General features: G+C 61.5%; 24 protein-coding genes. 14 read left to right on the top strand and 10 right to left on the bottom strand.

Going from position 1 to position 24540, the window contains the following annotated elements; translation table 11 throughout:
• Positions 1-159 precede the first annotated feature (159 nt).
• Positions 160-1041, top strand: a complete 882-nt coding sequence (locus tag EEQ99_RS20765; protein WP_048338230.1) for an aldo/keto reductase — start codon at positions 160-162, stop codon at positions 1039-1041.
• Between the two features lie 504 nt (positions 1042-1545).
• On the opposite strand, the gene EEQ99_RS20760 is transcribed toward EEQ99_RS20765, so the two are convergent.
• Positions 1546-1929 carry a hypothetical protein gene (locus EEQ99_RS20760; RefSeq protein ID WP_028755437.1) on the bottom strand — a complete coding sequence of 128 codons (384 nt, stop codon included), beginning with the start codon at positions 1927-1929 and terminating at the stop codon, positions 1546-1548.
• A gap of 208 nt (positions 1930-2137) precedes the next feature.
• Between EEQ99_RS20760 and EEQ99_RS20755 the strand changes: the two genes are divergently transcribed.
• The 3 genes from EEQ99_RS20755 (at position 2138) to EEQ99_RS20745 (ending at position 5843) form a co-directional block, all read left to right on the top strand.
• Positions 2138-3415 (top strand): alpha/beta hydrolase, encoded by a 1278-nt coding sequence (locus tag EEQ99_RS20755; protein ID WP_127431015.1) that lies wholly within the window; start codon positions 2138-2140, stop codon positions 3413-3415.
• Between the two features lie 79 nt (positions 3416-3494).
• Entirely contained in the window at positions 3495-4745 is a 1251-nt protein-coding gene (locus EEQ99_RS20750) for an NAD(P)/FAD-dependent oxidoreductase (RefSeq protein WP_127431014.1), read from the top strand.
• Between the two features lie 60 nt (positions 4746-4805).
• Complete coding sequence (locus EEQ99_RS20745; protein WP_028756127.1) at positions 4806-5843, top strand: 4-hydroxyproline epimerase; 1038 nt, start codon at positions 4806-4808, stop codon at positions 5841-5843.
• Between the two features lie 42 nt (positions 5844-5885).
• Here EEQ99_RS20745 and EEQ99_RS20740 read toward each other — a convergent pair whose 3' ends face one another.
• The 4 genes from EEQ99_RS20740 to EEQ99_RS20725 all read right to left on the bottom strand — a co-directional run bounded on the left by EEQ99_RS20740 (position 5886) and on the right by EEQ99_RS20725 (position 8303).
• Entirely contained in the window at positions 5886-6266 is a 381-nt protein-coding gene (locus EEQ99_RS20740; RefSeq protein ID WP_127431013.1) for a TfoX/Sxy family protein, read from the bottom strand.
• Positions 6259-6621: a nuclear transport factor 2 family protein gene (locus EEQ99_RS20735; protein ID WP_028756129.1), complete on the bottom strand. Its 363-nt coding sequence runs from the start codon at positions 6619-6621 to the stop codon at positions 6259-6261. The genes EEQ99_RS20740 and EEQ99_RS20735 overlap by 8 nt, the downstream gene beginning before the upstream one ends.
• A complete protein-coding gene (locus EEQ99_RS20730; protein WP_048338232.1) occupies positions 6618-7199 on the bottom strand; it encodes a TetR/AcrR family transcriptional regulator in 582 nt (193 codons plus the stop codon). Before EEQ99_RS20730 ends, EEQ99_RS20735 begins: the two co-directional genes overlap by 4 nt.
• A 435-nt stretch (positions 7200-7634) precedes the next feature.
• A complete protein-coding gene (locus EEQ99_RS20725) occupies positions 7635-8303 on the bottom strand; it encodes a TetR/AcrR family transcriptional regulator (RefSeq protein ID WP_127431012.1) in 669 nt (222 codons plus the stop codon).
• Between the two features lie 81 nt (positions 8304-8384).
• Between EEQ99_RS20725 and EEQ99_RS20720 the strand changes: the two genes are divergently transcribed.
• Positions 8385-9125 carry an SDR family NAD(P)-dependent oxidoreductase gene (locus EEQ99_RS20720; protein ID WP_127431011.1) on the top strand — a complete coding sequence of 247 codons (741 nt, stop codon included), beginning with the start codon at positions 8385-8387 and terminating at the stop codon, positions 9123-9125.
• 290 nt (positions 9126-9415) lie between these two features.
• Positions 9416-9832, top strand: a complete 417-nt coding sequence (locus EEQ99_RS20715) for a GFA family protein (protein ID WP_127431010.1) — start codon at positions 9416-9418, stop codon at positions 9830-9832.
• A 14-nt stretch (positions 9833-9846) separates the two neighbouring features.
• On the opposite strand, the gene EEQ99_RS20710 is transcribed toward EEQ99_RS20715, so the two are convergent.
• From EEQ99_RS20710 to EEQ99_RS20700, 3 genes are all read right to left on the bottom strand, one after another.
• Positions 9847-11394 (bottom strand): putative bifunctional diguanylate cyclase/phosphodiesterase, encoded by a 1548-nt coding sequence (locus tag EEQ99_RS20710; RefSeq protein ID WP_127431009.1) that lies wholly within the window; start codon positions 11392-11394, stop codon positions 9847-9849.
• 460 nt (positions 11395-11854) lie between these two features.
• Positions 11855-13288 carry a hypothetical protein gene (locus EEQ99_RS20705; RefSeq protein ID WP_047617107.1) on the bottom strand — a complete coding sequence of 478 codons (1434 nt, stop codon included), beginning with the start codon at positions 13286-13288 and terminating at the stop codon, positions 11855-11857.
• 348 nt (positions 13289-13636) lie between these two features.
• Positions 13637-15169 carry a winged helix-turn-helix domain-containing protein gene (locus EEQ99_RS20700; RefSeq protein WP_127431008.1) on the bottom strand — a complete coding sequence of 511 codons (1533 nt, stop codon included), beginning with the start codon at positions 15167-15169 and terminating at the stop codon, positions 13637-13639.
• Positions 15170-15286: 117 nt separating this feature from the next.
• Between EEQ99_RS20700 and EEQ99_RS20695 the strand changes: the two genes are divergently transcribed.
• Both EEQ99_RS20695 and EEQ99_RS20690 read left to right on the top strand, forming a co-directional pair.
• The gene (locus EEQ99_RS20695) at positions 15287-15721 is read left to right on the top strand and encodes a cupin domain-containing protein (RefSeq protein WP_028756136.1); all 435 of its coding nucleotides are present in this window, start codon (positions 15287-15289) and stop codon (positions 15719-15721) included.
• Positions 15722-15740: 19 nt separating this feature from the next.
• Complete coding sequence (locus EEQ99_RS20690) at positions 15741-16223, top strand: RidA family protein (protein ID WP_028756137.1); 483 nt, start codon at positions 15741-15743, stop codon at positions 16221-16223.
• 3 nt (positions 16224-16226) lie between these two features.
• On the opposite strand, the gene EEQ99_RS20685 is transcribed toward EEQ99_RS20690, so the two are convergent.
• Together EEQ99_RS20685 and EEQ99_RS20680 are read right to left on the bottom strand one after the other, a co-directional pair.
• Positions 16227-16703, bottom strand: a complete 477-nt coding sequence (locus EEQ99_RS20685; RefSeq protein ID WP_028756138.1) for an RbsD/FucU family protein — start codon at positions 16701-16703, stop codon at positions 16227-16229.
• Positions 16687-17934, bottom strand: coding sequence for an ROK family transcriptional regulator (locus EEQ99_RS20680; protein ID WP_028756642.1), 1248 nt, complete (start codon positions 17932-17934; stop codon positions 16687-16689). The genes EEQ99_RS20685 and EEQ99_RS20680 overlap by 17 nt, the downstream gene beginning before the upstream one ends.
• Positions 17935-18162: 228 nt before the next feature.
• On the opposite strand from EEQ99_RS20680, the gene EEQ99_RS20675 reads away from it, so the two are divergent.
• The 6 genes from EEQ99_RS20675 to EEQ99_RS20650 all read left to right on the top strand — a co-directional run bounded on the left by EEQ99_RS20675 (position 18163) and on the right by EEQ99_RS20650 (position 24421).
• Entirely contained in the window at positions 18163-19182 is a 1020-nt protein-coding gene (locus EEQ99_RS20675) for a sugar ABC transporter substrate-binding protein (protein WP_028756641.1), read from the top strand.
• Positions 19183-19337: 155 nt separating this feature from the next.
• Positions 19338-20402 (top strand): ABC transporter permease, encoded by a 1065-nt coding sequence (locus tag EEQ99_RS20670; protein WP_028756640.1) that lies wholly within the window; start codon positions 19338-19340, stop codon positions 20400-20402.
• 2 nt (positions 20403-20404) lie between these two features.
• Positions 20405-21187 (top strand): ATP-binding cassette domain-containing protein, encoded by a 783-nt coding sequence (locus tag EEQ99_RS20665; RefSeq protein WP_028756639.1) that lies wholly within the window; start codon positions 20405-20407, stop codon positions 21185-21187.
• Positions 21184-21816, top strand: a complete 633-nt coding sequence (locus tag EEQ99_RS20660) for a nucleoside triphosphate hydrolase (RefSeq protein ID WP_028756638.1) — start codon at positions 21184-21186, stop codon at positions 21814-21816. Before EEQ99_RS20665 ends, EEQ99_RS20660 begins: the two co-directional genes overlap by 4 nt.
• A 211-nt stretch (positions 21817-22027) precedes the next feature.
• Positions 22028-23065, top strand: a complete 1038-nt coding sequence (gene pyrC, locus EEQ99_RS20655) for a dihydroorotase (RefSeq protein WP_028756637.1) — start codon at positions 22028-22030, stop codon at positions 23063-23065.
• A 186-nt stretch (positions 23066-23251) separates the two neighbouring features.
• On the top strand, positions 23252-24421 hold the full coding sequence (locus EEQ99_RS20650) for a GGDEF domain-containing protein (protein WP_028756636.1): 1170 nt from the start codon (positions 23252-23254) through the stop codon (positions 24419-24421).
• The last annotated feature ends 119 nt before the right edge of the window (positions 24422-24540 follow it).

The raw sequence follows: 24540 nt of genomic DNA, 5'->3' as shown, positions 1-24540 counted from the left end.
GACCACATTCTCATTCATCATCTCGATGGGCGGGTCATCACCATGCCGGCATTCCTTTCGATCAGGGCGCATTCGCGCTCGAAGGCATCCCAAAAGCCCAGGCATCTCCGACCGTTTCATCGACTTTCAGTGATCTATTGACCCAAGAGAGGAAAGACCATGTCCAGTTACAACGCAGCCAAGTCAGGCACCTTCAAGATCGGCGGCGAGATCGAGGTCAACCGTCTCGGATACGGCGCCATGCGCGTCACCGGTGACGGAATCTGGGGCGAGCCCGCCGATCATGCCGAATCTATCCGCACGCTGAAGCGGCTGCCGGAGCTTGGCGTCAACTTCATCGATACGGCCGATTCCTACGGCCCCGATATTTCCGAATGGCTGATCAAGGAGGCACTGCATCCCTATGCCGCCAAGTCCGTCGTCGCCACCAAGGGCGGGCTCACCCGCCACGGCCCGAACATCTGGCTGCCCGTCGGACGTCCGGAATATCTGATCCAGCAGGCGCATAAGAGCCTGCGTAATCTCGGTGTCGAGCAGATCGATCTCTGGCAGTTGCACCGCATCGATCCGAAAGTGCCGGCCAAGGAACAGTTCGACGCGATCAAATCGCTGCTCGATGCCGGCCTCATCCGCCATGCGGGGCTGAGCGAAGTGTCGGTTGCCGACATCGAAGCGGCGTCGAAGCACTTCAAGGTCGCGACCGTCCAGAACCGCTACAATCTCGTCGACCGCACCAGCGAGGACGTGCTCGATTATTGCGCCAAGCACAATATCGGTTTCATCCCGTGGTATCCGCTCGCCGCCGGCGATCTCGCCAAGCCGGGTTCGCTGCTCGATACGATCGCCAGAAAGCACAATGCCGCCCCCAGCCAGATCGCGCTCGCCTGGGTGCTGAAGCGCAGCCCGGTCATGCTGCCGATCCCCGGCACCTCAAAGGTCAAGCATCTCGAGGAAAACGTTGCGGCGGTTGATATCACGCTGTCGGACGAGGAATTCTCGGCTCTCGATGCCGAGGGTCGGAGGGTGTTCAAGGCGGCTTGATTTGCACCCGGTGGCTGCCACTCACCGTAACCCTCTCCCCGTAAAAACGGGGCGAGGGGACCTGCCATGCGAGAGCCGAGGTGGGAATGGAGAGGGCGCGGTATATCCCCTTCGCCCCGTTTGCGGGGGGTCCGAAGGACGGGTCGAGACCAGTGGCTCGACCCCGGTCGGTGCCGGCAGGCGGATGAGGGTCCAGCCTCGCCGATCTCCCAGGCCGCAATTTTCGGCAGAATTTTGACCACATGGTCAAACATGCCGTAAAATGAGGCGCTGGCCTGTTATTTTAGAGGCAAGCCATGCGCTGATTGCATTGCTGCATTGCGGTATTTTCGCTATTCCCGATCAAAAGAATTGGGTATTACTATCTTCGTAAGCAGCGCACTCCTCCTCCCAGCGCTCTTACATCGGACTGACAACACTCCTCCTCCCAGTTGTCAGTCAGGATCAAGAGCCCGGCGCACCTCCTCCCGCGTCGGGCTTTTTTCGTTTCCCCATCGAAATCGATCAATTGCCGATCCGTGCCACGCCGGTCCTGCCGTTATCCCGGGTCCATTTGACCTTGTTGGCGCCAGTGCGTTCGAGTGCGAAGCACATCGGCCTGCCCTTATTCCAGCTCTGGAATTTCTGGCAGAGGCGGTTGGCGTCGATCCACCATCTGCCGCTATCGCTGGGCTTGAAATAGCGGCCGAGACCGATCGCCTTGCCGTTGCCGTCGACCTTGCCGGAGGAGCGGAAGATCAGCGGCAGTTCGCCGCCGAGCGGGGTGGAGAGGTAGACCGTCCTGCCGATGATATCGCGGCGGATCTCGGCCTCGCCGAGCGTCTCGGTCGAGCCGAGCGAAGGCATCAGCACCAACGTCGATAAGCATGTGATCCCGAGCAATTTCATCACCGTGATCCATCGATTGAATGCGATCGGGAAAAACGCCGTGGACGGCAGAAAGTTCAAGAGCAAGCCCGCAAAACTGCGCCGCGGTCCGGGTCCGGGATTGCGCAAACAAAAGGCTTCCAGCCCGCGCGGTTTGACTCGGCAAGCCTCGTCGGACTATTTGAACGGGCGCCGCCTGTCCGGTGCGTGAACCGATTGGAGTTTGGTCATGATCGGCAAAAGGCGCGGCTCGCGTGCGGCTCTGACAGGTCTTCTGGTGGCAATCATGGCGCTTTCCGGCTGCGGCGGCAGGCCGGTCGGTGTCATGCAGGCGGCCGGCAGCGTGCCGCCGGGCACCTCGAAGGTCGATCTGCTCGTCGCGACGACGCGGGCTGCCGATGACAATCCCGCCGTGCTGTTCTCCGGCGAACGCGGCACCGGGCTCGCCGTCAATGCCGTCGACGTCTCCATTCCGCCGGACGCCAATCGCAAGGTCGGCCAGGTGCAATGGCCAAATCGGCTGCCGGCCGATCCGCTGCGCGATTTCGTCACCGTTTCCGTCGATCCGCTGGAAGGCGAGCGGGCAGGCGAGACCTGGCTGAAGAGCCACATGCCGAAGAGCCGGCGGGTGCTGGTCTTCGTCCACGGCTTCAACAATCGGTATGAGGACGCCGTCTACCGCTTCGCACAGATCGTCCATGATTCGCATGCCGACGTCGCGCCGGTCGTCTTCACCTGGCCGTCGCGCGCCAGCATCTTTGATTATAATTACGACAAGGAAAGCACCAATTATTCCCGCGACGCGCTGGAGGAGCTGCTGACCCGCACCGCCGCCAATCCCGCCGTCAGCGACGTCACCATCATGGCCCATTCGATGGGCACGTGGCTCACCGTCGAGGCGCTCAGGCAGATGGCGATCCGCAACGGTCACGTCGCTTCGAAGATCAACAACGTCATCCTCGCTTCGCCCGATCTCGATGTCGACGTCTTCGGCCGCCAGTTCGCAAGTCTCGGCAAGGAGAAGCCGCACTTCACCATCTTCGTCTCGCAGGACGACCGGGCTCTGGCGCTGTCGCGGCGCATCTCCGGCAATGTCGATCGCCTCGGCCAGATCGATCCCTCCGCCGAGCCCTATCGCAGCAAGCTCGAGGCGGCCGGCATCACCGTGCTCGACCTCACCAAGCTCAAGGGCGGCGACCGGCTGAACCACGGCAAGTTCGCCGAAAGCCCCGAAGTGGTAAAGCTGATCGGCGACCGGCTGATTGCCGGCCAGACGATCACCGATTCCAATGTCGGGCTCGGCGAAGCCGTCGGCGCGGTGGCGATGGGCGCTGCCCAGACCGCCGGAAGTGCCGTCAGCGTCGCCGTCAGCACGCCGATCGCGATCTTCGATCCGCGCACCCGGCGCAACTACGACGCCCAGCTGAAACGTCTCGGCCAGTCGATGAACAATACCGTCGGTTCGGTCGGCGACAGCGTCGGTGCCGGTCTCCCCGAAAGCCAGTAAAAATTCCATAGGCATCATCGAAGATCTGATATATCAGAGTCGCGACGGCAATCCTGTCTGCCGTGCGATGGGTTGATTCATGGCGGATGAGACGAAGAAGAGCGTGGTTGTCGTCGGCGCGGGCGTGATCGGCGCCTCGATCGCCTTCGAGCTGCAGCGGCGGGGCCTGGCGGTGACGCTGATCGACAAGGGCGAGCCGGGACGCGGCACCTCTTTCGGCAATATGGCGAGCATCGCGCTGGATTTTGCCGCCGGTTCCGGCCCCTCGACCTGGAAGAAGATCCCCGGCTGGCTGCTCGATCCGGAAGGCCCGGTCTGGCTGCGGCCCTCCTATGCGGCAAAAATGCTGCCCTGGTTCCTGCGCTTCCTCGCCGCCGGCCGGCCCTCGCGGCTGAGAGCGATCGAGGATGCCGGCATGAGCCTGTCGAACCGTGCGCTCGGCGATTTCAGGCAGATGTTGCAGGCGATCGGCGCGCCTGAATTGATGACCGAGGAAGGATGCCTGGCGATCTACGAGACCGAGGCGGAATTTGCAGCCGATCGCGGCCACCTCGCCATGATGCAGCGCTACGGCCTCGAATACGAGGTCTTGAGCAACGGCGCCATCCAATATTACGAACCCGCACTATCACCGGCGATCGCCAAAGCCGTGCTGCTCCCCGACAATAAGTCGATCCGCGATCCCTACAGGCTGGTGGTCAAATTGACCGAGGCCGCCCTGGCCGCCGGTGCTGCCTTCGTTTCCGGCGGGGTGAGGAATATCGAGCGCCGGGGCGATGGCACATCAGTCATTCTCCTCGAGGATGGCAGGCGCATCGAGGCCGGTTCGGTTGTGCTTGCCGCAGGCGTCCACACCCGTTTCCTCGCCGAAAACCTCGGCGAGCCGATCCCGCTCGAAACCGAACGCGGCTATCACACCCAGATCATGAAGCCCGGCATCTCCATGCGCTATTCGGTGATCTGGCCGCATCGCGCCTTCATGGTGACGCCGACGGCGGGCGGCATCCGGGTCGGCGGCAATGTCGAACTCGCCGGTCTCGACGCGGCTCCGGATTTCCGCCGCCCCCGGGTGCTGGTGCGCCATGCCCAGCGTGCGCTGCCCGGCCTGAAGGTCGAGGAGGCGACGGAATGGATGGGTCATCGCCCGGCGCTGCCCGATACGATCCCGATCATTTCGCCGTCCTCGAAGATGCCGGGTGTTTTCTATGCGACCGGCCACGGCCATCTCGGCCTGACCCTTTCGGCAACGACAGCGCTTGTGATCGCCGATATGGTGACCGGGGCGAAACCATCCGTCGATTTGACCCCGTTCCGCATAGACCGGTATTAACTTGGAACGATCCGCGTCGATGGCGGCGTCACCCGTCACGTCCGAACTGGAGTTTTCGATATGAGATGGAAGCGCACAATCCAGCTGCTGGATGTCCATGCCGAGGGCGAAATCGGCCGCGTGGCGATCGGCGGCGTGCCGAAAATCCCGGGCGACACCATCGCCGCCCAGCTGCATTGGCTGAACACCGATCCGAAGGGCGATGAGCTTCGCCGCTTCCTCTGCCTGGAGCCGCGCGGCGCGCCGATCGGCTCGGTCAATCTGCTGCTGCCGGCGCGGCATCCTGACGCGGATGCCGCCTTCGTCATCCTGCAGCCCGACCAGGCGCATGCGAGCTCCGGCTCGAATTCGATCTGCGTCACCACCGCCCTGCTCGAATCCGGCATCGTCGAGATGCAGGAGCCGGAAACGATCGTCACGCTCGAAACCGCCGCCGGCCTCGTCAAGGCGACGGCAACCTGCCGCGACGGGCGCTGCGAGAAGGTCAAGCTCACCATGGTGCCCTCCTTCGTGCATGAGCTCGATGTCGGCGTCGACACGCCGCATTGGGGAAGGATCAAGGCCGATATCTGCTATGGCGGCATTTTCTATGCCCTTGTTGATGTCGGCCAGATCGGCCTGACGATCGAGAAGGCCAATGCCGCCGGCCTCGTCCAGGCCGGCATGATCCTCAAGGAGCTGATCAACCGCGACATCAAGGTCGTCCATCCCGAGATCCCGGCGATATCAGGCGTCGCCTATGTCATGTTCCGCGATACCGAAGCCGACGGCACGGTGCGCACCTGCACCACCATGTGGCCCGGCCGGGCCGACCGTTCGCCTTGCGGCACCGGCAATTCCGCCAATCTTGCCACCCTTTATGCCCGCGGCAAGGCCAAGGTCGGCGACACCTTCACCTCGAAATCGATCATCGGCTCGGAATTCGAGGTCGGGCTACAGGCGGTGACCGAGGTGGCCGGCCGCCCGGCGGTCATCCCCACCATCACCGGCCGCGGCTTCACCTTCGGCCTGACCCAGGTGGCCCTCGACCCCTTCGACCCGCATCCGAACGGCTTCGCCCTGACGGATGTCTGGGGACCCTCGGCGGGAGAGATTTGACGCTCAGGCTCGATCCGGCGAAGGCCGGGCCTGGCATCGGCATTAGTCAGATGGGTTGAAAGCGAGCATCGTGTCGGAGAGTTTGTGGCCGGCCGTGGGCGTAGCGTGCAATGCCCGCTGCGAGTACGCGTGCAGCAATGCGGGATCATCGATCACATGGGCCGGGACTGCGTAGTAGCGGCGAACCGTCACCTCCCGGCCGGCCGCTCGGTAGCTGAACGGTTCGGAACCATCGGCCTCGAACTCCGCGCGCATCGCATCGTCGACGCGGAGATACAAGATGCCCTTCATGACGAATCCGAATTGCGCGCCGTTTCGGACCAGAGCGGATCCGCCGAAGAAGCGTCGGACATCGATGGAGCCGGCTGGAGCGATCTGGCCCGCAAAGTCGAGCGCCAGCCTGCGTGTCGCCTCGCTACTCATGCGGCTGTGGCGCCAGAGGATCGAAGAAGCCGGTGATCGCGCCGAGCCGGCCATCGGAAATCACTCCGAAGCTGGTGCCTGTCTGCAAGACCATGTCGTCTTCCCGGCGCAGTGCCCAGCGTGCCAGCGAACGTTCATTATGATGGAGAACGCTCAATATCTTGAACCGGCCTCCCGGTACGCTCTCCTGAAATCCGGCCATGTAAGCCGAGAGACCGGTTCGTCCCGCGATCGCTCCATTCGGATCGCAATAGGTCACATCGTCAGCGAGGCAAGCCAACATTTCCGGCTCGCGAGCGGCAGCATCCAGCGACCAGATGGCTGCATATCGATTCCATAGCGCCTCAGGTGTCATGACAGCGTCTCCAGTTGATTGAATTCGTCTTCTATTGCCTGCCGCAGGCCGGTCTTGTCTTCGCCGCCGCGAATGAGCACGAGGAGGCCCTGATAGAGGGCAAGAAGGCGGATGGCTGTCCTCGTCGCCTTGGCGCCATCGGCATCCCGAGCGAAGGTCGACGCCTCGGTAAGCCTCGAGCCGAATGTGGTGCGGAGGAGACCGAGCGCGGCCTCGACACGGGGATGCGGTTGGACACCACCGCCGAATTCCACCGCCGTGTTTGTGATCAGGCAGCCGAGGGAGCCGTCGTCGGGCTCGTGCAGGAGTGAAAGGAACAGTTCGCGCAAGCCTTGAAGTCCGCTCCCTGGCGGCGCATATCGCGCGATCCGCCCTTCCAGGACAATCCGGTGGTAGTGTCCGAACGCTGCGTCGAAGAGGCCGGCCTTGTCGCCGAACGAGTGATAGATGCTGCCGCCTTTGAGGCCCGTCGCCTCCTCGAGGTCCCGGATTGATGCGCCTTGATAGCCCTGCTTGCGAAAGATGTGCATCGCCCCCGTCAGCACCGCCTCCTCATCGAATTCCCGCGTCCGGCCCATAGTCGCTCCGATTCTTTATCGCTCATTCTAGAATGGCTGATAAAGAATGCAAAAGCAACCGCCTCCCGTGACTTTCCGGAAAATCCCGCCAGATCGACCTCGGTCGAGCCAGAGGATTCCACGGGATTGGAATGTGCCGGGGAGCGACTCAGGACTTCGTACGAAATTTGGCGTGAGAAGAGACTAGCTCGACGGTTATGCCGTCCTGTAGCCATTACTCGTCTTGAAGACGTGGCGTCTCAGGCTAGAGCAATTCCAGGAAAAGTGCGAAGCGGTTTTCCGTTCGGAATTGTGTAAAAACAAAAAGTTAGAGCGGTTCGGCGTTTCCATGAGAAGGTGAACCGCTCTAGCGCTGATGAAGTGGTCGCCCGAAGCTTCCGAGACGATTGACCGAGGTGACACATGAGCATCCACGCAGCGATGTATGAAACGCGATCAGCCTTGCCCGCGTTCGGCATCCGCGGTCCGAGTGTCCCAACCCAGCATGGCCAACTCGGCGACTGCCTCCAGTTCGCTACGGCTCGCTCCGTCACGGGCCAGGATCGACATGCCGTTCTGAACGGTCTGGATGAAGCGGGCGAGCGCATGGACGTCGGTCGAGACCGGAATTTCGCCTCCTGATATCGCCTGGTTCAGGCGCAGCTTCAGGCGGTCGAGCGTCACCGTGCGGGCAGCTCGCACGAGTTTGCCGAGTTCCACATAGCCCTCACTGCCGACCGAAGACAGCGTCACCATGCAGCCGCGGGGAATATCCACGACACAGCCGGTCAGGACAGCGGCCGAATCCATCAGAAGCGACTTGACCGCTTCGCGGGCCGTGCCCGCCGAAAAGAAGCCTGCCCAGACCAGCGCCTCGTTGTCCTCGCGATAGTGGCGCAACGCTTCGGCATAGAGCGCCTCCTTCGAGCCGAATGCGGCGTAGAGACTCGGCGATCCGATCCCCATCGCCTCGGTGAGGTCGGCAATCGAGGTCGCCTCGAAGCCCTTGATCCAGAACAGACGGGTCGCCTGGGCGAGGGCTGCTTCCCGATCGAACGCCCGCGGCCGTCCGCGGCTGCGGGCAGGGCTGTCATCGACTTTCCGGTTTTCATCCGATTTTTGCATCGATCATTATATAAACCCGTTGACACCTCGCGGCAATGCGCCTAGCTATTTATGTATCGATCATTACAGAAAGAGAAGATCATGACAGAACTGGCTGGTAAGCGTGCCCTCGTCACCGGTGGCTCGCGTGGGATCGGCGCCGCCATCGCATTGGCGCTTGCCGACAAAGGCGCTGATGTCGCCATCACCTATGAACGTTCGGCCGATCGCGCCGCCGAAGTCGTCCGGGCGATCGAGCACAAGAGCCGCAAGGCGCTTGCCATCCAGGCCGACAGTGCCGATCCGGCGGCCGTGAAGCGTTCGGTCGACGAGGCCGCCCAGGCGCTTGGCGGTCTCGACATTCTCGTCAACAATGCCGCAATCGCGCTTTACGGTGCGATTGCCGACGTCAGCGTCGAGCACATCGATGCGCTGCTGGATGTCAATGTGCGATCGCCTTTGCTCGCTTCGCAGGCCGCCATTCCCTATCTGCAGGCGGGAGGCCGAGTCATCACGATCGGCTCGGCCGGTGCCGAACGCATCGTCGGTGACACCGGTACGGTCTATTTCATGACAAAATCCGCGCTTCACTCGTTTACCCGCGGCCTCGCTCGGGAACTGGGATCTCGCGATATCACCGTAAACCTGGTCCAGCCGGGCTCGACCGACACCGATATGAATCCCGCCGATGGCGACTTCGCCGACTTCCAGCGTGCGCTGATCCCACTTGGTCGTTACGGCAAGCCGCAAGATGTGGCGGCGGCTGTGGCTTTCCTCGCGAGCCCGGCTGCAAGGCACATCACGGGAACCATTCTCACGGTGGACGGCGGCTTGAACACCTGACCTTGTCGCGGCACTCCAATTGTCTTCATCCTGCGGCGCGCAGCCCGCAGGGCGAAGCCTCGAAGGACACGCCGCGACGCTGCTCCTTGCATAGATTCAACGACGGAATGCCCGACCTCGCATCCGCCAAGAATAGGCACGCGCTTGAAAACTCCCAGGTCCTGTCATAACCTGTTTGAGCAAAGATTGCTGTATTGATCGGCCACATCAGTGGCGACTGCAGCACTGCCAGGCGTATTGTCCTGGTGCCAAGCTTTGCCGATTATCCCAAAATATCCGGAGATTTCCGAATGACCCGTGCGCAATGTAGTTGCGGTGGACTCACCGTTACACTCTCGCAGCAGGCAAGATTGGTCGTTGCATGTCATTGTTTCGATTGCCAGCGCAGAACTGGCAGTCCATTCGGCGTCGGTGCGTTTTATCCCTCGGACTCCGTCGCCGTTTCGGGAAGCCAGCGTGAATTTAACCGGACAGCCGCAAGCGGTGGAAAGATCCGCAACTATTTTTGCCCGAACTGCGGGTCTACGGTCTATTGGAGGGCCGACAACCTGCCAGGTTTTACCGGTGTTGCCGTCGGTGCGTTGGCAGACCCGCAATCTCCGGCTCCTGCCCTGTCCATCTTTGAGCAATCAAAACATCACTGGCTTCATATCGACGGCGCCGTTGAGCATTTCCAACAAAGCAGCGCGACAAAGAATTCCAAGTAAGACCCGTCGACCCGTCAGCGCCGTTGCGAAAGTCTGGCGCTGACATGGTCTGCGGCGAGCATCTCGGCCGGGGCTGGCCTGCCGAGCAGATAACCCTGGCCGATGTCGCAGCCCAAATCCTGAAGCCGCTGAAGCTGGCTCTCCTCTTCGATGCCTTCGGCGGTTATCGTCACGCCAAGCCCGGCGCCGAGAGCGATGATGGCCTTGATCACCTTGTCCTGCTTGTCGTTGGTTTCGAATGAAGCGACGAAACTCCTGTCGATCTTGATCTTGTCGAACCGGTAGTTGGAGAGCTGCGAGAGGCTGGAATAGCCCGTTCCAAAGTCGTCGAGGGCAATCCTGACACCGGCGTTCACCAGATCGTCGAGCACGATACGTGCCGTGACGGCGTCCTGGATGATGGCGCTTTCGGTCACTTCGAGCTCGACCCTGTGCGCGGGCAGACCGACATCGCCCAATATCTTGAGAATTCTGAGGCCCAGCAACCGGTCGCTCAACTGGATCGGGGATAGGTTGAATGACAGGACGAGCTCATTTGGCCAGGACAGCGCGTCGGTGCAGGCGCGGCGAAGCAGTTGGTCGGTCAATTCGACGATCAGCCCGGCTTCTTCCGCCACAGGAATGAATTCGTTCGGCGGGATGAATTCGCCGGAAGCGGTCTTCCAGCGTGCCAGCGCCTCGAAGCCGATAATCTTGTTCGTCTTCAGGTCCACGAGCGGTTGATAGTAGGGAACGATCTCAGCCTTCCTGATGGCGGCTCTCAGATCGGCTTCCACCCGAATCCGTTTCGCCAACTCTTCCTGCATCGAAGGCACGAAGGGCTTCACCAGATCGCGCCCCTGCTTTTTGGCGACATACATCGCGCAGTCCGAATGTCGGATGACCTGGCTGAGGTCATCACCGTTCTCCGGATAAAGCGCGAAGCCGACACTGGCGCCGAGGTCGACGGCGACGCCATTGAAGGTGAAGGGCTTGCCGATCACGCTCACGATGCGGTTCCCCAAGGCGGCAAGATCGGGATTTCCCGTGCGCCGCGCCAGAACGACAAACTCGTCTCCACCAAGGCGGAAGACATGCTCACGCGGAAAGAGGGAGGAGAGCCGTTGCGCAACGGCCTTCAGCACCGCATCACCGTGATCGTGCCCCAAGAGGTCATTGATCTTCTTGAAGCCGTCGAGATCGATGCTGAACACGGCATAGGTCTCTTGTGCCCTCTGATCGCTCATCGACTGCGCGCAGACGGATTCCAGAAATCTGCGGTTCGGCAGTTCGGTCAGCGTGTCGTGACAGGCAATCCAATCCACGTTCTTTTCGGCCTGCAGCCTGCGACGAACCTCCCTCGAGAGATCACGGATCCGCAGTGCGGAATAGATCAGCCCGAGAAACCCTGACATATTCAGGGCAAGGAGCGCGTGGTCCAGCGGATAGTCATGATGCTTCTCGATGAACGCATCCAGCCCCTCATGCCAGTGGAAGAACCACGACAGGCAGAAGAGAAGCAGGAAGACCGCGAGCCAGACAAGGATCTCCACCTGGGGTCTGGTCGGTTGGACGCGAGGCATATGAACAGGCTCCTGTTGTGCGAAGAGCCCTCATGGCCAGTTTGGAGAACCGCATCGTCTCCGACATGTTTCAATCAACAGCCGGCACGGCTGCTGCTCGTGTCACCGGATACCGGCGACCAATGGGCAACTTCACGGCATCGGCGTCCTGTCCGTGATTGAAGACCGCCACAACTCATTCGGGCGGAATTAAGAAAGTCGGGCAATACCGTCGTTGATAAAGCCGCACAGGCCCGTAAGTCGTTTGTGACCCTTGAAAGTTAATGGCGGGTTGCATTGAAGAAGGGGCGGGCGTTTCGATGCGTGAAACGGATATTTCTCCCGCAAATCGGATGAGGCTTTACCAGGCCCGGAAAATCCCGCTTGACGACTTTGATTAATCAGCCGCTTCCACGATGCATTACCTCGCTTCAACGGAAACCATGAATTAGACATCGGCGCCTTTTCATAGGCCGGATTGTCAAGGCAATTTCGATTGGTGGAGCGAGGTGAGTTGGGCTTTTGCTTCAGCGAGGACGTTGTTCGTCATTCGAAGGTAGAGTGATGTGCCCGTCTGTTCGAATAGCGGCTTGACGCCTTCAGCTAAATTGACCGCCTCGTCCAACATCGCGATCCTCTCGTTTTTCGGAACCGAAGGAAGCTCTGCCTTTGCATAGTGCTGCAGGGTCCGCGCAAGTTTCATATTCATATAGGCGGAAGCGTCTTGCGAATTCTGCTTTTCCGTTATCGCGTATGCGTCACGATGAAGCTTCAACGCTTTCTGAAATCCAGCTTCCTGCTGGCTCAGTTCGGCTAGGAGTAGCGTGTCATCGCCAAGGTTCGCCATGTTTTCCCAGCTGGGGCCGTCCTTGTCTAATTTTCTGGCTATTTCAAATGCCTGACTATTGAATTTTACAGCCTTTTCAGCGTCTGTGCGCTGCTGGGTATCCGATGCGATGCGTCCGTATGCTGTGCCAAGTTTGCTATAGATGTATCGCAATTCACGTTCATCGGTGCTGTTTTCAAATTTGCTCAGCCACTCCTCCAGCGGCTTCACACCCCGCCTAGCGTGAGCGCTTCCGTTTCCTGGATTGAGCTCATTGGCATAGCCCAGCGTTGCAGAAAAGTCCTCAGCAAAGTCGAGCTCCGCTTCTTTGTCTGGATCTTTGATGCCTTTGTGTTCACGTTCCAATAGTTCTGCAGAACGCAACAGCAGGGTCTCGTTGGATTTCCAGCGCCCAAGCTCTTCCAGAGCCTTGGGCATTCCGCTTGGTACGAACCTATCGCAGTCGGTCCGACCGGCAAGCGGGCACAGGGCCAACAGCGCTTCACCAGATTCAGCTTTCATGGCAGAGCCAAACAGGAAGGGTGGATAATAACCGGTAGAGGCACCGCTCGCATTATTTGCGATCCAAAGGCTATCGAGAGCAGAGAAGGCTTCTTTCGCAGCATCCGGCGCAGCCGCATCCAGTGCGGCTCTCAGCATCGAGATTGCCAGGACAGCGCGCCTGTTTCGATCGGTTTCGTTGTCGGAAAGAGAATAAGTATACTCCTCGTCCGCGTCGCCAAGGATCATGGCCAACCAGATACGTTTTTGGCTTATCTCAGCTGCGCTGCCCGTTGAAATGTTGCCGCAGGCGTCTAGAAGCTCTTCTGCGGCATCCGCATTGGATTTTGTCATTTCCCGTAGTTCGATGCAGAGGTCGGCATCTCCGGCATAGGAGAATTTGTCTAGCAAGGGCGTCGCAATATGCGCCTCGCGCCCTGAAGCATCCTTGTAGATCCTGGAAGGCGGCGTTTCGCTCGCCGGTGGGATGCCGTCTGGCTTGATAGGGGTAGACAATCGAGTTTCTGTCGGGAGCGCCATGTAGGCGGCGGCAACGAGCACGCAAGCAATCACCAGGCGCTCCTTCATTTGATTTTCCCAAACCAGTTCGACGCACACAGATGATCGATCAATCGACACTCCCGGATTCCACATGTCTTACGGCGTTGAGCGCTTGACACCCAACCGCTTCATCACCCGGTAGATCGTCGTCCGCGATAGGGCGCGAGGCGCTGCACGGAAAGAGATCAGACAACACTATTGCAGATCCAGGTTGTGAAAGTCTAACTTTTGTTTGAGGTTTTGCGACTGAGCGACGGCTAATGAAGCCGATCCCGACTGGAATTTCCCATCACCGAACGGCGGTTTTCACCCGACCGTAGAAATCCTCAGGCTTCTTCGGCGCCGATCCTGAGCGGCCTTTGCCAACCGGTCGTTCTAAAGTTCCGCCTCTCGCAGCAGCTCGTCCAGGCGGGTGGCCCATTCCTTGTTGCCATCTCTGAAAGGACCAAGCGCATCGCCGGCAGCTTCGGGAAAGTCGCTGGCCGCCGTAGCAAAGCGGCGAGCCTGCTCACGATGTCCCGCGGCCGCATGGCAACACGCCTGAATGCGCAGAAGCGCCGGCCAGTCAGGCCGCGCCTTTAACGCCGTACGCCCCGTTTCGAGCGCGCTCTCCACGTCGCCCGAAAACAACAATGCAAGCATCAAGAGGCCGAACCAAACCCCATTCTGCGGATCATGGGGGTTGAGTTCGAGGCCGCGAGCCAGGGGCTTGCGCGCACCGGCGGCATCACCCGAAAAAAGACGGGCCATGCCGAGGACGAGATAGCCCAACGCGAAACTCGAACCGAGTTCGATGGACCGTTCCGCTGCGAGGATCGCCTGGTCAGCCCTGCCTGTATAGGCCGACACAATCGCCAGCGCATAGTGCGAATACGGGTTTCGCGCGTCGAGATAGATCGCGCGCAGCGCCGCATCCAAACCCTCCTTCCCGTCCGCGGCGGGGTTATCGGTCCAGCCGTAGGCAATGAGGCCCGCATTGACCCGCGCCCGCCAGATCTGCGCCTCCGGCAGCAGGGGATCGAGCTCCGTGGCCTCGCGGAAAAATCGCCGGGCCATGAGGTGGGTGGACTGCGTGACCTTGTGGAAATGGAATGTGCCTTGCCGGACAAGATCCCAGGCAGTGATGTTGCCGGTGTGCGGAGCGACCTGAAGCCCATGGCGCAACAGCAGCTCGGGCTCGACCGCCGCTGCAATCCGTTCGGCGATGGCGTCTTGCACCGCAAATACCTCGGCCACCTGAAGATCGTAATGTTCGGACCAGACGGTGGCGCCTTTCGCGACGTCGGCGAGGTGCACCGATATTCGTATCCGATCGCCGGCATGCCGAACAGCTCCATCCACCAGAAAATCGACGCCAAGTTCGTGCGCGATAGATTGCGGATCGCTCGAGCCATTCCTCCTTGTGAAACTCGCCCCACGTGACGCGACGCGGAACCATCTGAACCGGACGAGCGCCATGATCAGGTCGTCGGTGATGCCGTCGGCCAGATACTGTCTTTCAGCATCGCCGCCGAGATTCTCGAACGGCAGTACCGCAATCGCCGGGATCGAACTGGTCTGCGCATGCCATCCGCTATCGGCTGCATCGGTCCGGCTCTCCACCGGACCGGAGAATCTGTAGCCGACCCGCGGAACCGTGACGATCCATCCGCTGCCGTCTGATGCGGGGCCGAGCAGCTTGCGAAGGGCGGCAATCTGAACGGAAAGATTGCTTTCCTCGACGGCCAATCCCGGCCACGCGGCATCCATCAAGGCCGACTTGGAGACGACACCCCCCTGTGCCGAAAGCAGAACGGCAAGCAGCGAAGCACCTCGGGCGCCGATAGCGACAGGCCTATTGTCGCGAAACAGGCATCCGTTCTCGGCAATGAACTCGAAGTGGCCGAAGGCAAGGTGCTGGGTGTTCATGGCCGGGAATGATACCGCGATTTCGCAGCTTTTCGGAAACTTTTCGGCCCCGCTTCAGGACTTGCGCCGGCTGAACGCGCAGTCTGCTCCAGTGCAGCGGTTGAAGTGGTGAAAGCGATGAAGAACGAAGCAACGCAACCGAAAAATCCGCATCTGTTAGCCGCGAAAGTCGTACGCGGGAGCGGCAGCCATGTCGCCGAGCAGGGGTCTGTCTATCGCTCGGGCGTCTCGGCGGAAAGCGTCGGATCAACCATGCTGTGGCTCGGGACGATTTCGCTACCCGCAGGCAGACGAACCAGGGCCCATCGCCATGAGGGACACGAGACGGCCCTTCTCATGACCGCGGGTCACGAGATCGAGATCTGGTCGGGGTCGAGGCTCGAACAGTGCGAATTGGTCCACGCCGGCGACTATCTTTTCATTCCGGCCGGCGTTCCCCATGTGGCCGTCAATCGCTGCACCGAAAACGCCGAGTTCCTCGGTGCCCGCAATGACCCCGCCGCCAACGAGAGCGTCGTTCTGATGCCGGAGCTCGATGACATCCTACCTTGATCATGCCGGGAGGTGCACCATGGCCATCATCGAACAACGTCTGGCCGACATGGGTCTGGAATTGCCCGAGCCTTTGAAAGTTCGCGAAGGGCTGCGAATGCCCTTCGTCTGGGTTCGGGTGCGCGGCAACCGCGCCTACATTTCCGGTCACGTCGCGTGCAACCGCGATGGGACATTGGCAGCCCCGCTTGGCAAGGTCGGAGCGGAGGTCTCGCCAGAGCAGGGTTACGCGTCGGCCCGGCTCGTTGCCCTGGCCCACCTCGCCAGCCTCAAACGTGCTATCGGAGACCTTGATCGGGTCACGGCTTGGCTGCGCGTCTTCGCCATGGTGAATGTTGCTCCGAGTTTTAATGAGACGCCGCTGGTCACAAACGGCTATTCCGATCTGATACTGGAGCTGTACGGGCCAAACATTGGCGCCCACGCCCGCTCGTCCATCGGCATGGCCATCCCTTTAAATGCGCCCGTAAACTGTGAAGCGGAAGTCGAAATTGACGGGTGACCGCTAGAAGACGAACGGATCCACCCCGGCCGCCGCCTTGGCACCCGCCTCCCTCGGATAAATCACCCCCTTGCGCAAGATGATATTGGCATAGAGCCTCGGCTCGCCGGTCTGGATCACCGCATGAGCGGTTTTCACCCGACCGTAGAAATCCTGGCCGATCAGCGGCACCACCTGCCGGTGCGGCTCGTGGTGGGCGCAGCAGTCGATCATCTCCTCATGCACGGGGTCGAGCTTGTCGCGCTCGGCCTTGACGGTCGAGCGGAAGATCGCCTCGGGAACGAAATCGTCGATCGGCAGCACGCTGAGCACGGCGTTGAGCACCGGGATGAGGTGGTGGCCGTCGAGCCGGATCAGCCGGCGTGCATGTTCGACGCCCGGATAATTGCCGTCGACGATGGCGATCTCGTCGCCGTGACCCATGGCACGAAGCGTAAAAAGCAGCTCCGGGCTCAACAGCGGATCAAGTCCTTTCAGCATGGTCTACCTCCTTGAAGAGTACGTTCTGGTCGGTGAGGTAACGCGCGAAGATCGGCAGGCTGGCGCCGCCGATGGCGCGCGCCTGGGCGCCGACCGCGCCCTCGATGATTTCGGGCATGACGACGCCCTGCAGGTCGAGCTTGGCGGCTTCGTCGATGGTGGCCTGCACCACGCGGCTGCGCACCCAGCCGGGAAAGCCGCCGTCGATGACGGCCGCGCTGAAATCGAGGATCGAGGCGGCCGCGACGATCGCCTGTGCCAGCGCCTTGGCGCTATCCTGGATCCAGCTTTCCATCGGCTCGCCGAAATCCACCCAGTCGTCGGCCGAATACCAGAGCGGCTCGGGATCGATGCCGCGCTCGCGCAGCATGTTTTCGAGCACGAAGATCGAGGCGATCTCGAGCAGCTGCTTGGTCTCGCCATTCTTGCCGCGCACGGGCAGCGGCCCGATCGCGCCCGCCGTGCCGGTGCGGCCGGAAAAGATCGCCGAGTTCAGGACGATGCCGCCGCCGATGAAGGAGCCGATGAAGAAATAGACGAAATCGGGATAGGACGGCCCGACGCCGAAGACGAGTTCGGCGCCGCAGGCGCTGGTCGCATCGTTCTGCATGAAGACAGGGTGGGCGACGCGTTCGGCGATGTCGGCCTGCAGGTCGATATCCCGCCAGACCTCCATGGCACCCGGCGGCGCCCCCACCTCTTCGGCCCAGTTCCAGAGCTCGAAAGGCGCGGCGATGCCGAGGCCGGCAATGCGGCCGCGCTGCTTGTCGTCGAGCCGGTCTTCGAGTTCGCGGATGCCCGATGTGACGAAGGCGAGGATTTCATGCGGCAGCGGATAGGCATAGGTCCTATGCAACTGCATGCGAATGCGGCCGACGAAATCCATCAGCACCAGATCGGCGCTGCGCCGGCCCATCTTCAGGCCGAAGGAATAGACGGCGTCGGGATTGAGATGCATCGGGATCGATGGCTGGCCGACACGGCCGCGCACCGGTTCCCCGCGCGACAGCAGCCCTTCCTTCTCCAGGACCCGCATGATGACGGAGACGGTCTGCGCCGACAGGCCGCTGCGGCGTGCGATATCGGCCTTCGACAGCGCGCCGTAGAGACGCACCAGCGACAGCACGAGCCGTTCGTTATAGGCCCGTACCCTGACCTGGTTCGCACCTCCGGCCGGATTCAGAATTGGTGGCGGGACCGGTATATTCGCCGGTCCATCCAAGGACGACATGGCCGCTCCTCCCGATTGTTGGCCTATGCCCTAATTCGATTGAGCATGCCACATCGAATTAATAATTCAATTGGATTTATTTATTGACAAGCCGATTTCTTTTCGCTCTTAATTGCCGTCGTCAAGGGCACGGGACCGCTGGGAGGCATTAGCGATCCACGGCGAAGTGTCATATCTTAAGATTCCGGCCCCGCAGGGGCGGCGCCGGCAAACTCTGGGAGGAGTTCCATGAAGAAATCTGTTCTCGCTTTCGGCGCGCTCGCGCTTGGTGTCACTTTTTCCGCTCCTGTCATGGCGGCTGACGTTGCTGCCTGCCTGATCACCAAGACCGACACCAACCCCTTCTTCGTCAAGATGAAGGAAGGTGCGACGGCCAAGGCCAAGGAACTCGGCGTTTCGCTGAAGTCCTATGCCGGCAAGATCGACGGTGACAGCGAAAGCCAGGTCGCCGCCATCGAAAGCTGCATTGCCGACGGCGCCAAGGGCATCCTGCTCACCGCTTCCGACACCAAGGGCATCGTCTCGTCGGTCAAGAAGGCGCGTGATGCCGGCCTGCTGGTCATCGCTCTCGACACGCCGCTCGAGCCGGCCGATGCCGCCGACGCCACCTTCGCCACCGACAACCTGCTCGCCGGCAAGCTGATCGGCCAGTGGGCCAAGGAAACGCTGGGCGACAAGGCCAAGGACGCCAAGGTCGGCTTCCTCGACCTGACCCCGTCGCAGCCGACGGTCGACGTTCTGCGCGACCAGGGCTTCATGATCGGCTTTGGCATCGACCCGAAGAATCCGGACAAGATCGGCGACGAAGACGACAAGCGCATCGTCGGCCATGACGTGACCAACGGCAATGAAGAAGGCGGCCGCAAGGCCATGGAAAACCTTCTCCAGAAGGATCCTGGCATCAACGTCATCCACACGATCAACGAACCGGCCGCTGTCGGCGCCTATCAGGCGCTGAAGGCTGTCGGCATGGAAAAGAACGTGCTGATCGTCTCCGTCGACGGCGGTTGCCCGGGTGTGAAGTCGGTCAAGGAAGGCGTCATCGGCGCCACCTCGCAGCAATATCCGCTGCTGATGGCGTCGCTCGGTATCGAGGCGATCAAGAAGTTCGCCGATAGCGGTGAAAAGCCGAAGCCGACCGAAGGCAAGTCCTTCTTCGACACCGGCGTTTCGCTCGTCACCGACAAGCCGGTCTCCGGCGTCAAGTCGATCGACACCAAGGAAGGCACCGACAAGTGCTGGGGCTGAGCCCGCTTTATTAAAAGCAGACCGGCCGGGGCTTGATCCCCGGCCGTTTTCGACGGACGATGTGCCGTCGCCTCGCGAACCGGCTAAGCAAAGACCGGAAGGATATCGGTGACGGCCCCCGCGCGAGTTCGGCGCGCGGATGCGGAGGAGGAACCATGACCGGAACACAGGAATTCGAACGCGTTCTCGACGGCAGCGACAAGAGCGTTGCCTCCTTCGAGCACCAGGATGTCTCGCTGATCAAGCGCGCCCAGCATTTTCTGCACTCGACGCCGGCCGCCGTGCCGCTGATCGTGCTGGTGCTGGCAATCATCATCTTCGGCATCGCCATCGGCGGACGGTTCTTTTCGTCCTACACGCTGACGCTGATCCTGCAGCAGATCGCCATCGTCGGTATTCTGGGCGCCGCCCAGACGCTGGTGATCCTGACGGCCGGTATCGATCTTTCGATCGGCGTCATCATGGTGATCTCGGCCGTCATCATGGGCAATGTCGCCATCACCTACGGCATACCGACACCGATCGCGGTCGCAGCCGGCATGCTTGTCGGCGGCCTGTGCGGATTGCTGAACGGCTTCCTCGTCGCCTACATGAAACTGCCGCCGTTCATCGTCACGCTCGGCACCTGGAATATCGTCATGGCGACGAATTTCATCTATTCCGCCAATGAGACGATCCGCGACACCGACGTCGACGAACAGGCGCCGTTGCTGCATCTTTTCGCCATGAGCTTCAAAGCCGGCACAGCCGTGCTGACGCTCGGCGTCATCGCCATGGTGCTGCTCGTCCTGCTGCTCTGGTATGTGCTCAATCACACCGCCTGGGGCCGGCATGTCTATGCGGTCGGCGACGATCCGGAAGCGGCCAAGCTCTCCGGCATCCAGACCAAGAAGGTGCTGCTTACCGTCTATACGATTTCGGGCGTCATCGCCGCCTTCGCCGCCTGGGTCTCGATCGGCCGCAACGGCTCGATCTCGCCGTCCTCGGCGGTCACCGACTATAACCTCCAGGCGATCACCGCGACCGTGATCGGCGGCATCTCGCTCTTCGGCGGCCGCGGCTCCATTCTCGGCACGCTGTTCGGCGCGATGATCGTCGGCGTCGTGTCGATGGGCCTCAATATGCTCGGCGCCGACCCGCAATGGAAAGTCCTCCTGACGGGCGTGCTGATCATCGCCGCCGTCGCCATCGATCAGTGGATCAGAAAGGTTTCGGTGTAATCATGGCTCGCGAACCCCTTCTCACCGCCCGCGGTCTCGTCAAGCGCTACGGCCGCGTGACCGCCCTCGACAATGCCGATTTCGACCTCTATCCGGGTGAAATCCTCGCCGTCATCGGCGATAACGGCGCCGGCAAGTCCTCGCTGATCAAGGCGATTTCGGGCGCCGTCACCCCGGACGAGGGGGTGATCACGCTGGAAGGCCGGCAGGTGCAGTTCCGCTCGCCGATGGAAGCGCGCGAGGCCGGCATCGAGACCGTCTATCAGAACCTCGCTCTGTCGCCGGCGCTGTCGATCGCCGACAACATGTTCCTCGGCCGCGAGATCCGCAAACCGGGCATGCTCGGCTCGATGTTCCGCATGCTCGACCGGCCGGCCATGGAGAAGCTCGCGCGCAACAAGCTGTCCGAACTCGGCCTGATGACCATCCAGAACATCAACCAGGCGGTGGAAACGCTCTCCGGCGGCCAGCGCCAGGGTGTCGCGGTCGCCCGCGCCGCCGCCTTCGGCTCGAAGGTCATCATCATGGACGAACCGACGGCAGCCCTTGGCGTCAAGGAAAGCCGCCGCGTGCTGGAACTGATCCTCGACGTCAGAGCCCGCGGCCTGCCGATCGTGCTGATCTCCCACAACATGCCGCATGTGTTCGAGGTGGCCGACCGGATCCATATCCACCGCCTCGGCCGGCGTCTCACGGTGATCGATCCGAAGGAATACACCATGTCCGACGCCGTCGCCTTCATGACCGGCGCCAAGGCGGTGCCGACGGAGACCGTCGCGGCATGACGGCACGCATCGACGAAATCGCCGGCGCAGTTCTTGACCGCGCCGGCAACTCCAGGCGTTTCCTGGTCGCCATCGCCGGGCCGCCGGGTGCCGGCAAATCGACCATGGCCGACAATCTGGCCAACGCCCTGAAGGCGAAAGGCGAGCGTGTCGCGGTGCTGCCCATGGATGGTTTCCACATGGACAATGCCATTCTCATCGAACGCGGCCTGCTTGCCCGCAAGGGCATTCCGGAAACCTTCGATGTGCGCGGCTTCCTGGATATCGTCCGCGCGGTTCGCCCCGCAGATCAGGAAGTCCTCGTCCCGGTCTTCGATCGCTCGCGCGAGCTTGCGATTGCCTCTGCCCGCCCGATCTCTCCCGAGGATCGTTTCATCATCATCGAGGGCAATTATCTGCTCTTCACGCAGGGCAAATGGGCTGAACTCGACGGCATCTTCGACTACACGATCATGCTCGCCCCGCCGATCGAGGTGCTGGAAGAGCGCCTTTGGGATCGCTGGCGCGGTTATAAGCTGACCGAGGAAGCCGCCAGCGCCAAGGTCTACGGCAACGACCTGCCGAACGGCCGGCTGATCCTCGAAAACCGCCGCCCGGCCGATGTGACGCTGGAGATCGCGCTGGCGTGACGCCGTGCGGCATGCATGGAAAAAGAGCGAAAGCGCATCGCATGAATCAATTTCAATGCGAGGCGCTAATGCATGTCGCTCGGAAGTGTGCTGCGGTTCAGGGGTAACGACATGCATGGAAAAAGAGCGAAAGCGCGTCGCATGAATCAATTTCAATGCGACGCGCTTTAGTGCTATCGAGGCCGCAGACGCATCGCTTCGGAGGCCTGCCATGCAATCGATCACCATCCGCCGTCCTGACGACTGGCACCTGCATCTGCGCGATGGCGCCATGCTGGAAGGCGTGATTGCCGATACGAGCCGCACCTTCGCCCGCGCCATCATCATGCCCAATCTCGTGCCGCCCGTTGTCACCACCACTGACGCCAGGGCCTATCGCGAGCGTATCCTCAAGGCGCTGCCGGACGGCCATCGCTTCCAGCCGCTGATGACACTTTACCTCACCGAGCATACCAGTCCCGATGACGTGGAGGAGGGGGCTGCGAGCGGCCTCATCACTGCCGTCAAGCTTTATCCCGCCGGCGCCACGACCAATTCGCATGGCGGCGTGCGCGATATGGAAAAGGCGATGCCGGTGCTGGAACGCATGGCGAAGATCGGCTTGCCGCTCTGCGTCCATGGCGAGGTGACGACGCCGGAGGTCGATATCTTCGATCGTGAGGCCGTCTTCATCGACACCGTGCTCGATCCGCTGCGGAAGCGTCTGCCGGAACTGAAGGTGACGATGGAGCATGTCACGACAGCAGATGGCGTCGATTACATCAAGGCCGCCAAATCAAATCTCGCCGGCTCGATCACCACCCATCACCTGATCATCAACCGCAACGCCATCCTGGTCGGCGGCATCCGCCCGCATTATTACTGCCTGCCGGTCGCCAAGCGCGAGAACCACCGGCTGGCCTTGCGTGCGGCCGCCGTAAGCGGTGACGGCCGCTTCTTCCTCGGCACCGATTCCGCCCCGCATGTCGATCCGCTGAAGGAATGCGCCTGCGGCTGCGCCGGCATTTACACCTCGGTCAATACGATGAGCTGCCTTGCCCATGTCTTCGAGCAGGAGGCCGCGCTGGAGCGGCTCGAAGCCTTCACCTCGCTGAACGGGCCGGCCTGGTACGGGCTTGCGCCGAACGAAGAGCGCATCACGCTCTCACGGCAGACCGAGCCGGTCGCCTTTCCCGCGAAGATTGAAACCGGCGCCGGTCCGGTGACGGTGTTCGATCCGATGTTTCCCCTGCATTGGCAAGTGGTGTAGCAGGTATAGGTTTTCAGAATTCAATTTTAAATGGAATATTCATCTTAAGTTTCGGCGTGACGTTAAACGCGTAACATTTGCATTGTGCAGTGCATCATTTGTTAACGGATGCATAAGACATTCCTCGCTGCGAACCCCAGAAGCTGCCAACATCCGGCACTGGAATAGCTGCGGAGACTGAAGAGCATGATGCTTGACTACAACTCCCTTTTGCTAGCGCTCGGCGTCTCCGCGGCATGCCTTGCCGTGACACTGATGGGCAGCTGGATTGTCCGCCGGGCGGAAACGGTGCTGCTCACCGCCACCGTCGGCCTGGTCCTGGTCGTCAGCGGCATTTTTGTCTACAGCGCCTATGTCAATACGCCGGAGACATGGTTGGGCGTTGCCAACTTCGTGCTGTTTCATGCCGGCTTTGCCACCATCTGGGGGGCCGGCCGGCAGTTCCTCACCGGCCGTCCGTCCGTTCCGGCCATCGCGATCCGCGCCCTTGCGGCGATGGTCTTCTCCGTCGTGCCGATGCTGTTGGGTTATGACGGCCTCGCCTTCATCGCCGACAATATCGCCATTGCTCTTTTGCTCTTTGCCACCGCCCGGCAATATTGGCTCGCGCGCGCCGAGGCGCCGGCCCCGCTCCTCGGCATCACCGCGCTTTACACGCTGACCGCAATCTCCTTCGTCCTCTGCGCCGCCGTGCTGATCTCCGACGGAAAGCTGGTGCTCGGCAAGGCCCCCAGCAACTGGGCCGAAGATCTGAGTCTCGCCGTCTGCATCGCCGGTATGACCGGGATCGGCGCGCTGTCGCTGGCGCTGCATCAGTGGCGGCTCGCCGCTCGCCATCGCCTCGAGGCGATCACCGATCCGCTGACCGGCCTGCTCAACCGCCGCGCCCTGTTCGACGAGTACGGCACGCGCCCGATGGGCAACACCACCGCCGTCATCGTCTTCGATATCGATCATTTCAAATCCGTCAACGATCGCTTCGGCCATGCCGTGGGCGACAGCGTGATCAGGGCCTTCGCCGCCGAACTCGCCGCCCATTGCCGCGCCGGAGATATTGCCGCCCGGCTCGGCGGCGAGGAATTCGCGCTGGTACTGAAGGAGATCATGCCCGGCCGGGCGGAATTGGCGGCCGAGCGCATCCGCCGCGCCTTCGAAGCGCGCGAGATCCAGATCGACAACGAAGTGCTGACATGCACGGTCAGCGTCGGCGTTGCGCCCGGCCGCTCGAACAGCCTGGATTTCGACGCCATGCTGAGTGCCGCCGACAAGGCGCTCTACGTCGCCAAGCGCGGCGGCCGCAACCGGGTCGAGCTTGCCGGCCACCTGCAGGCGATTCCCTCGCGCACCGCGTCTTGATTCCTGACCGGTGCTTTCATAACATCGACCTCGGCCGGATGCGGCCAGCCGCCCCGCGACGCTCGACGTTTGACACTTTGGCGTTATGGTGAATGCATCCAGAAAACATCCTTCACATC

The sequence above is a fragment of the Rhizobium anhuiense genome, assembly GCF_003985145.1.
Classification (GTDB): Bacteria; Pseudomonadota; Alphaproteobacteria; order Rhizobiales; family Rhizobiaceae; genus Rhizobium; species Rhizobium anhuiense.
This window is presented reverse-complemented; position numbering and strand designations above follow the sequence as displayed.

Bases quoted from the DNA above. Each gene is read 5' to 3' on its own strand.
- EEQ99_RS20765 (WP_048338230.1), top strand. From the start codon at position 160: ATGTCCAGTTACAACGCAGCCAAGTCAGGCACCTTCAAGATCGGCGGC.
- EEQ99_RS20760 (WP_028755437.1), bottom strand. From the start codon at position 1,929: ATGAAATTGCTCGGGATCACATGCTTATCGACGTTGGTGCTGATGCCT.
- EEQ99_RS20755 (WP_127431015.1), top strand. From the start codon at position 2,138: ATGATCGGCAAAAGGCGCGGCTCGCGTGCGGCTCTGACAGGTCTTCTG.
- EEQ99_RS20750 (WP_127431014.1), top strand. From the start codon at position 3,495: ATGGCGGATGAGACGAAGAAGAGCGTGGTTGTCGTCGGCGCGGGCGTG.
- EEQ99_RS20745 (WP_028756127.1), top strand. From the start codon at position 4,806: ATGAGATGGAAGCGCACAATCCAGCTGCTGGATGTCCATGCCGAGGGC.
- EEQ99_RS20740 (WP_127431013.1), bottom strand. From the start codon at position 6,266: ATGAGTAGCGAGGCGACACGCAGGCTGGCGCTCGACTTTGCGGGCCAG.
- EEQ99_RS20735 (WP_028756129.1), bottom strand. From the start codon at position 6,621: ATGACACCTGAGGCGCTATGGAATCGATATGCAGCCATCTGGTCGCTG.
- EEQ99_RS20730 (WP_048338232.1), bottom strand. From the start codon at position 7,199: ATGGGCCGGACGCGGGAATTCGATGAGGAGGCGGTGCTGACGGGGGCG.
- EEQ99_RS20725 (WP_127431012.1), bottom strand. From the start codon at position 8,303: ATGCAAAAATCGGATGAAAACCGGAAAGTCGATGACAGCCCTGCCCGC.
- EEQ99_RS20720 (WP_127431011.1), top strand. From the start codon at position 8,385: ATGACAGAACTGGCTGGTAAGCGTGCCCTCGTCACCGGTGGCTCGCGT.
- EEQ99_RS20715 (WP_127431010.1), top strand. From the start codon at position 9,416: ATGACCCGTGCGCAATGTAGTTGCGGTGGACTCACCGTTACACTCTCG.
- EEQ99_RS20710 (WP_127431009.1), bottom strand. From the start codon at position 11,394: ATGCCTCGCGTCCAACCGACCAGACCCCAGGTGGAGATCCTTGTCTGG.
- EEQ99_RS20705 (WP_047617107.1), bottom strand. From the start codon at position 13,288: ATGAAGGAGCGCCTGGTGATTGCTTGCGTGCTCGTTGCCGCCGCCTAC.
- EEQ99_RS20700 (WP_127431008.1), bottom strand. From the start codon at position 15,169: ATGAACACCCAGCACCTTGCCTTCGGCCACTTCGAGTTCATTGCCGAG.
- EEQ99_RS20695 (WP_028756136.1), top strand. From the start codon at position 15,287: ATGAAGAACGAAGCAACGCAACCGAAAAATCCGCATCTGTTAGCCGCG.
- EEQ99_RS20690 (WP_028756137.1), top strand. From the start codon at position 15,741: ATGGCCATCATCGAACAACGTCTGGCCGACATGGGTCTGGAATTGCCC.
- EEQ99_RS20685 (WP_028756138.1), bottom strand. From the start codon at position 16,703: ATGCTGAAAGGACTTGATCCGCTGTTGAGCCCGGAGCTGCTTTTTACG.
- EEQ99_RS20680 (WP_028756642.1), bottom strand. From the start codon at position 17,934: ATGTCGTCCTTGGATGGACCGGCGAATATACCGGTCCCGCCACCAATT.
- EEQ99_RS20675 (WP_028756641.1), top strand. From the start codon at position 18,163: ATGAAGAAATCTGTTCTCGCTTTCGGCGCGCTCGCGCTTGGTGTCACT.
- EEQ99_RS20670 (WP_028756640.1), top strand. From the start codon at position 19,338: ATGACCGGAACACAGGAATTCGAACGCGTTCTCGACGGCAGCGACAAG.
- EEQ99_RS20665 (WP_028756639.1), top strand. From the start codon at position 20,405: ATGGCTCGCGAACCCCTTCTCACCGCCCGCGGTCTCGTCAAGCGCTAC.
- EEQ99_RS20660 (WP_028756638.1), top strand. From the start codon at position 21,184: ATGACGGCACGCATCGACGAAATCGCCGGCGCAGTTCTTGACCGCGCC.
- pyrC (WP_028756637.1), top strand. From the start codon at position 22,028: ATGCAATCGATCACCATCCGCCGTCCTGACGACTGGCACCTGCATCTG.
- EEQ99_RS20650 (WP_028756636.1), top strand. From the start codon at position 23,252: ATGATGCTTGACTACAACTCCCTTTTGCTAGCGCTCGGCGTCTCCGCG.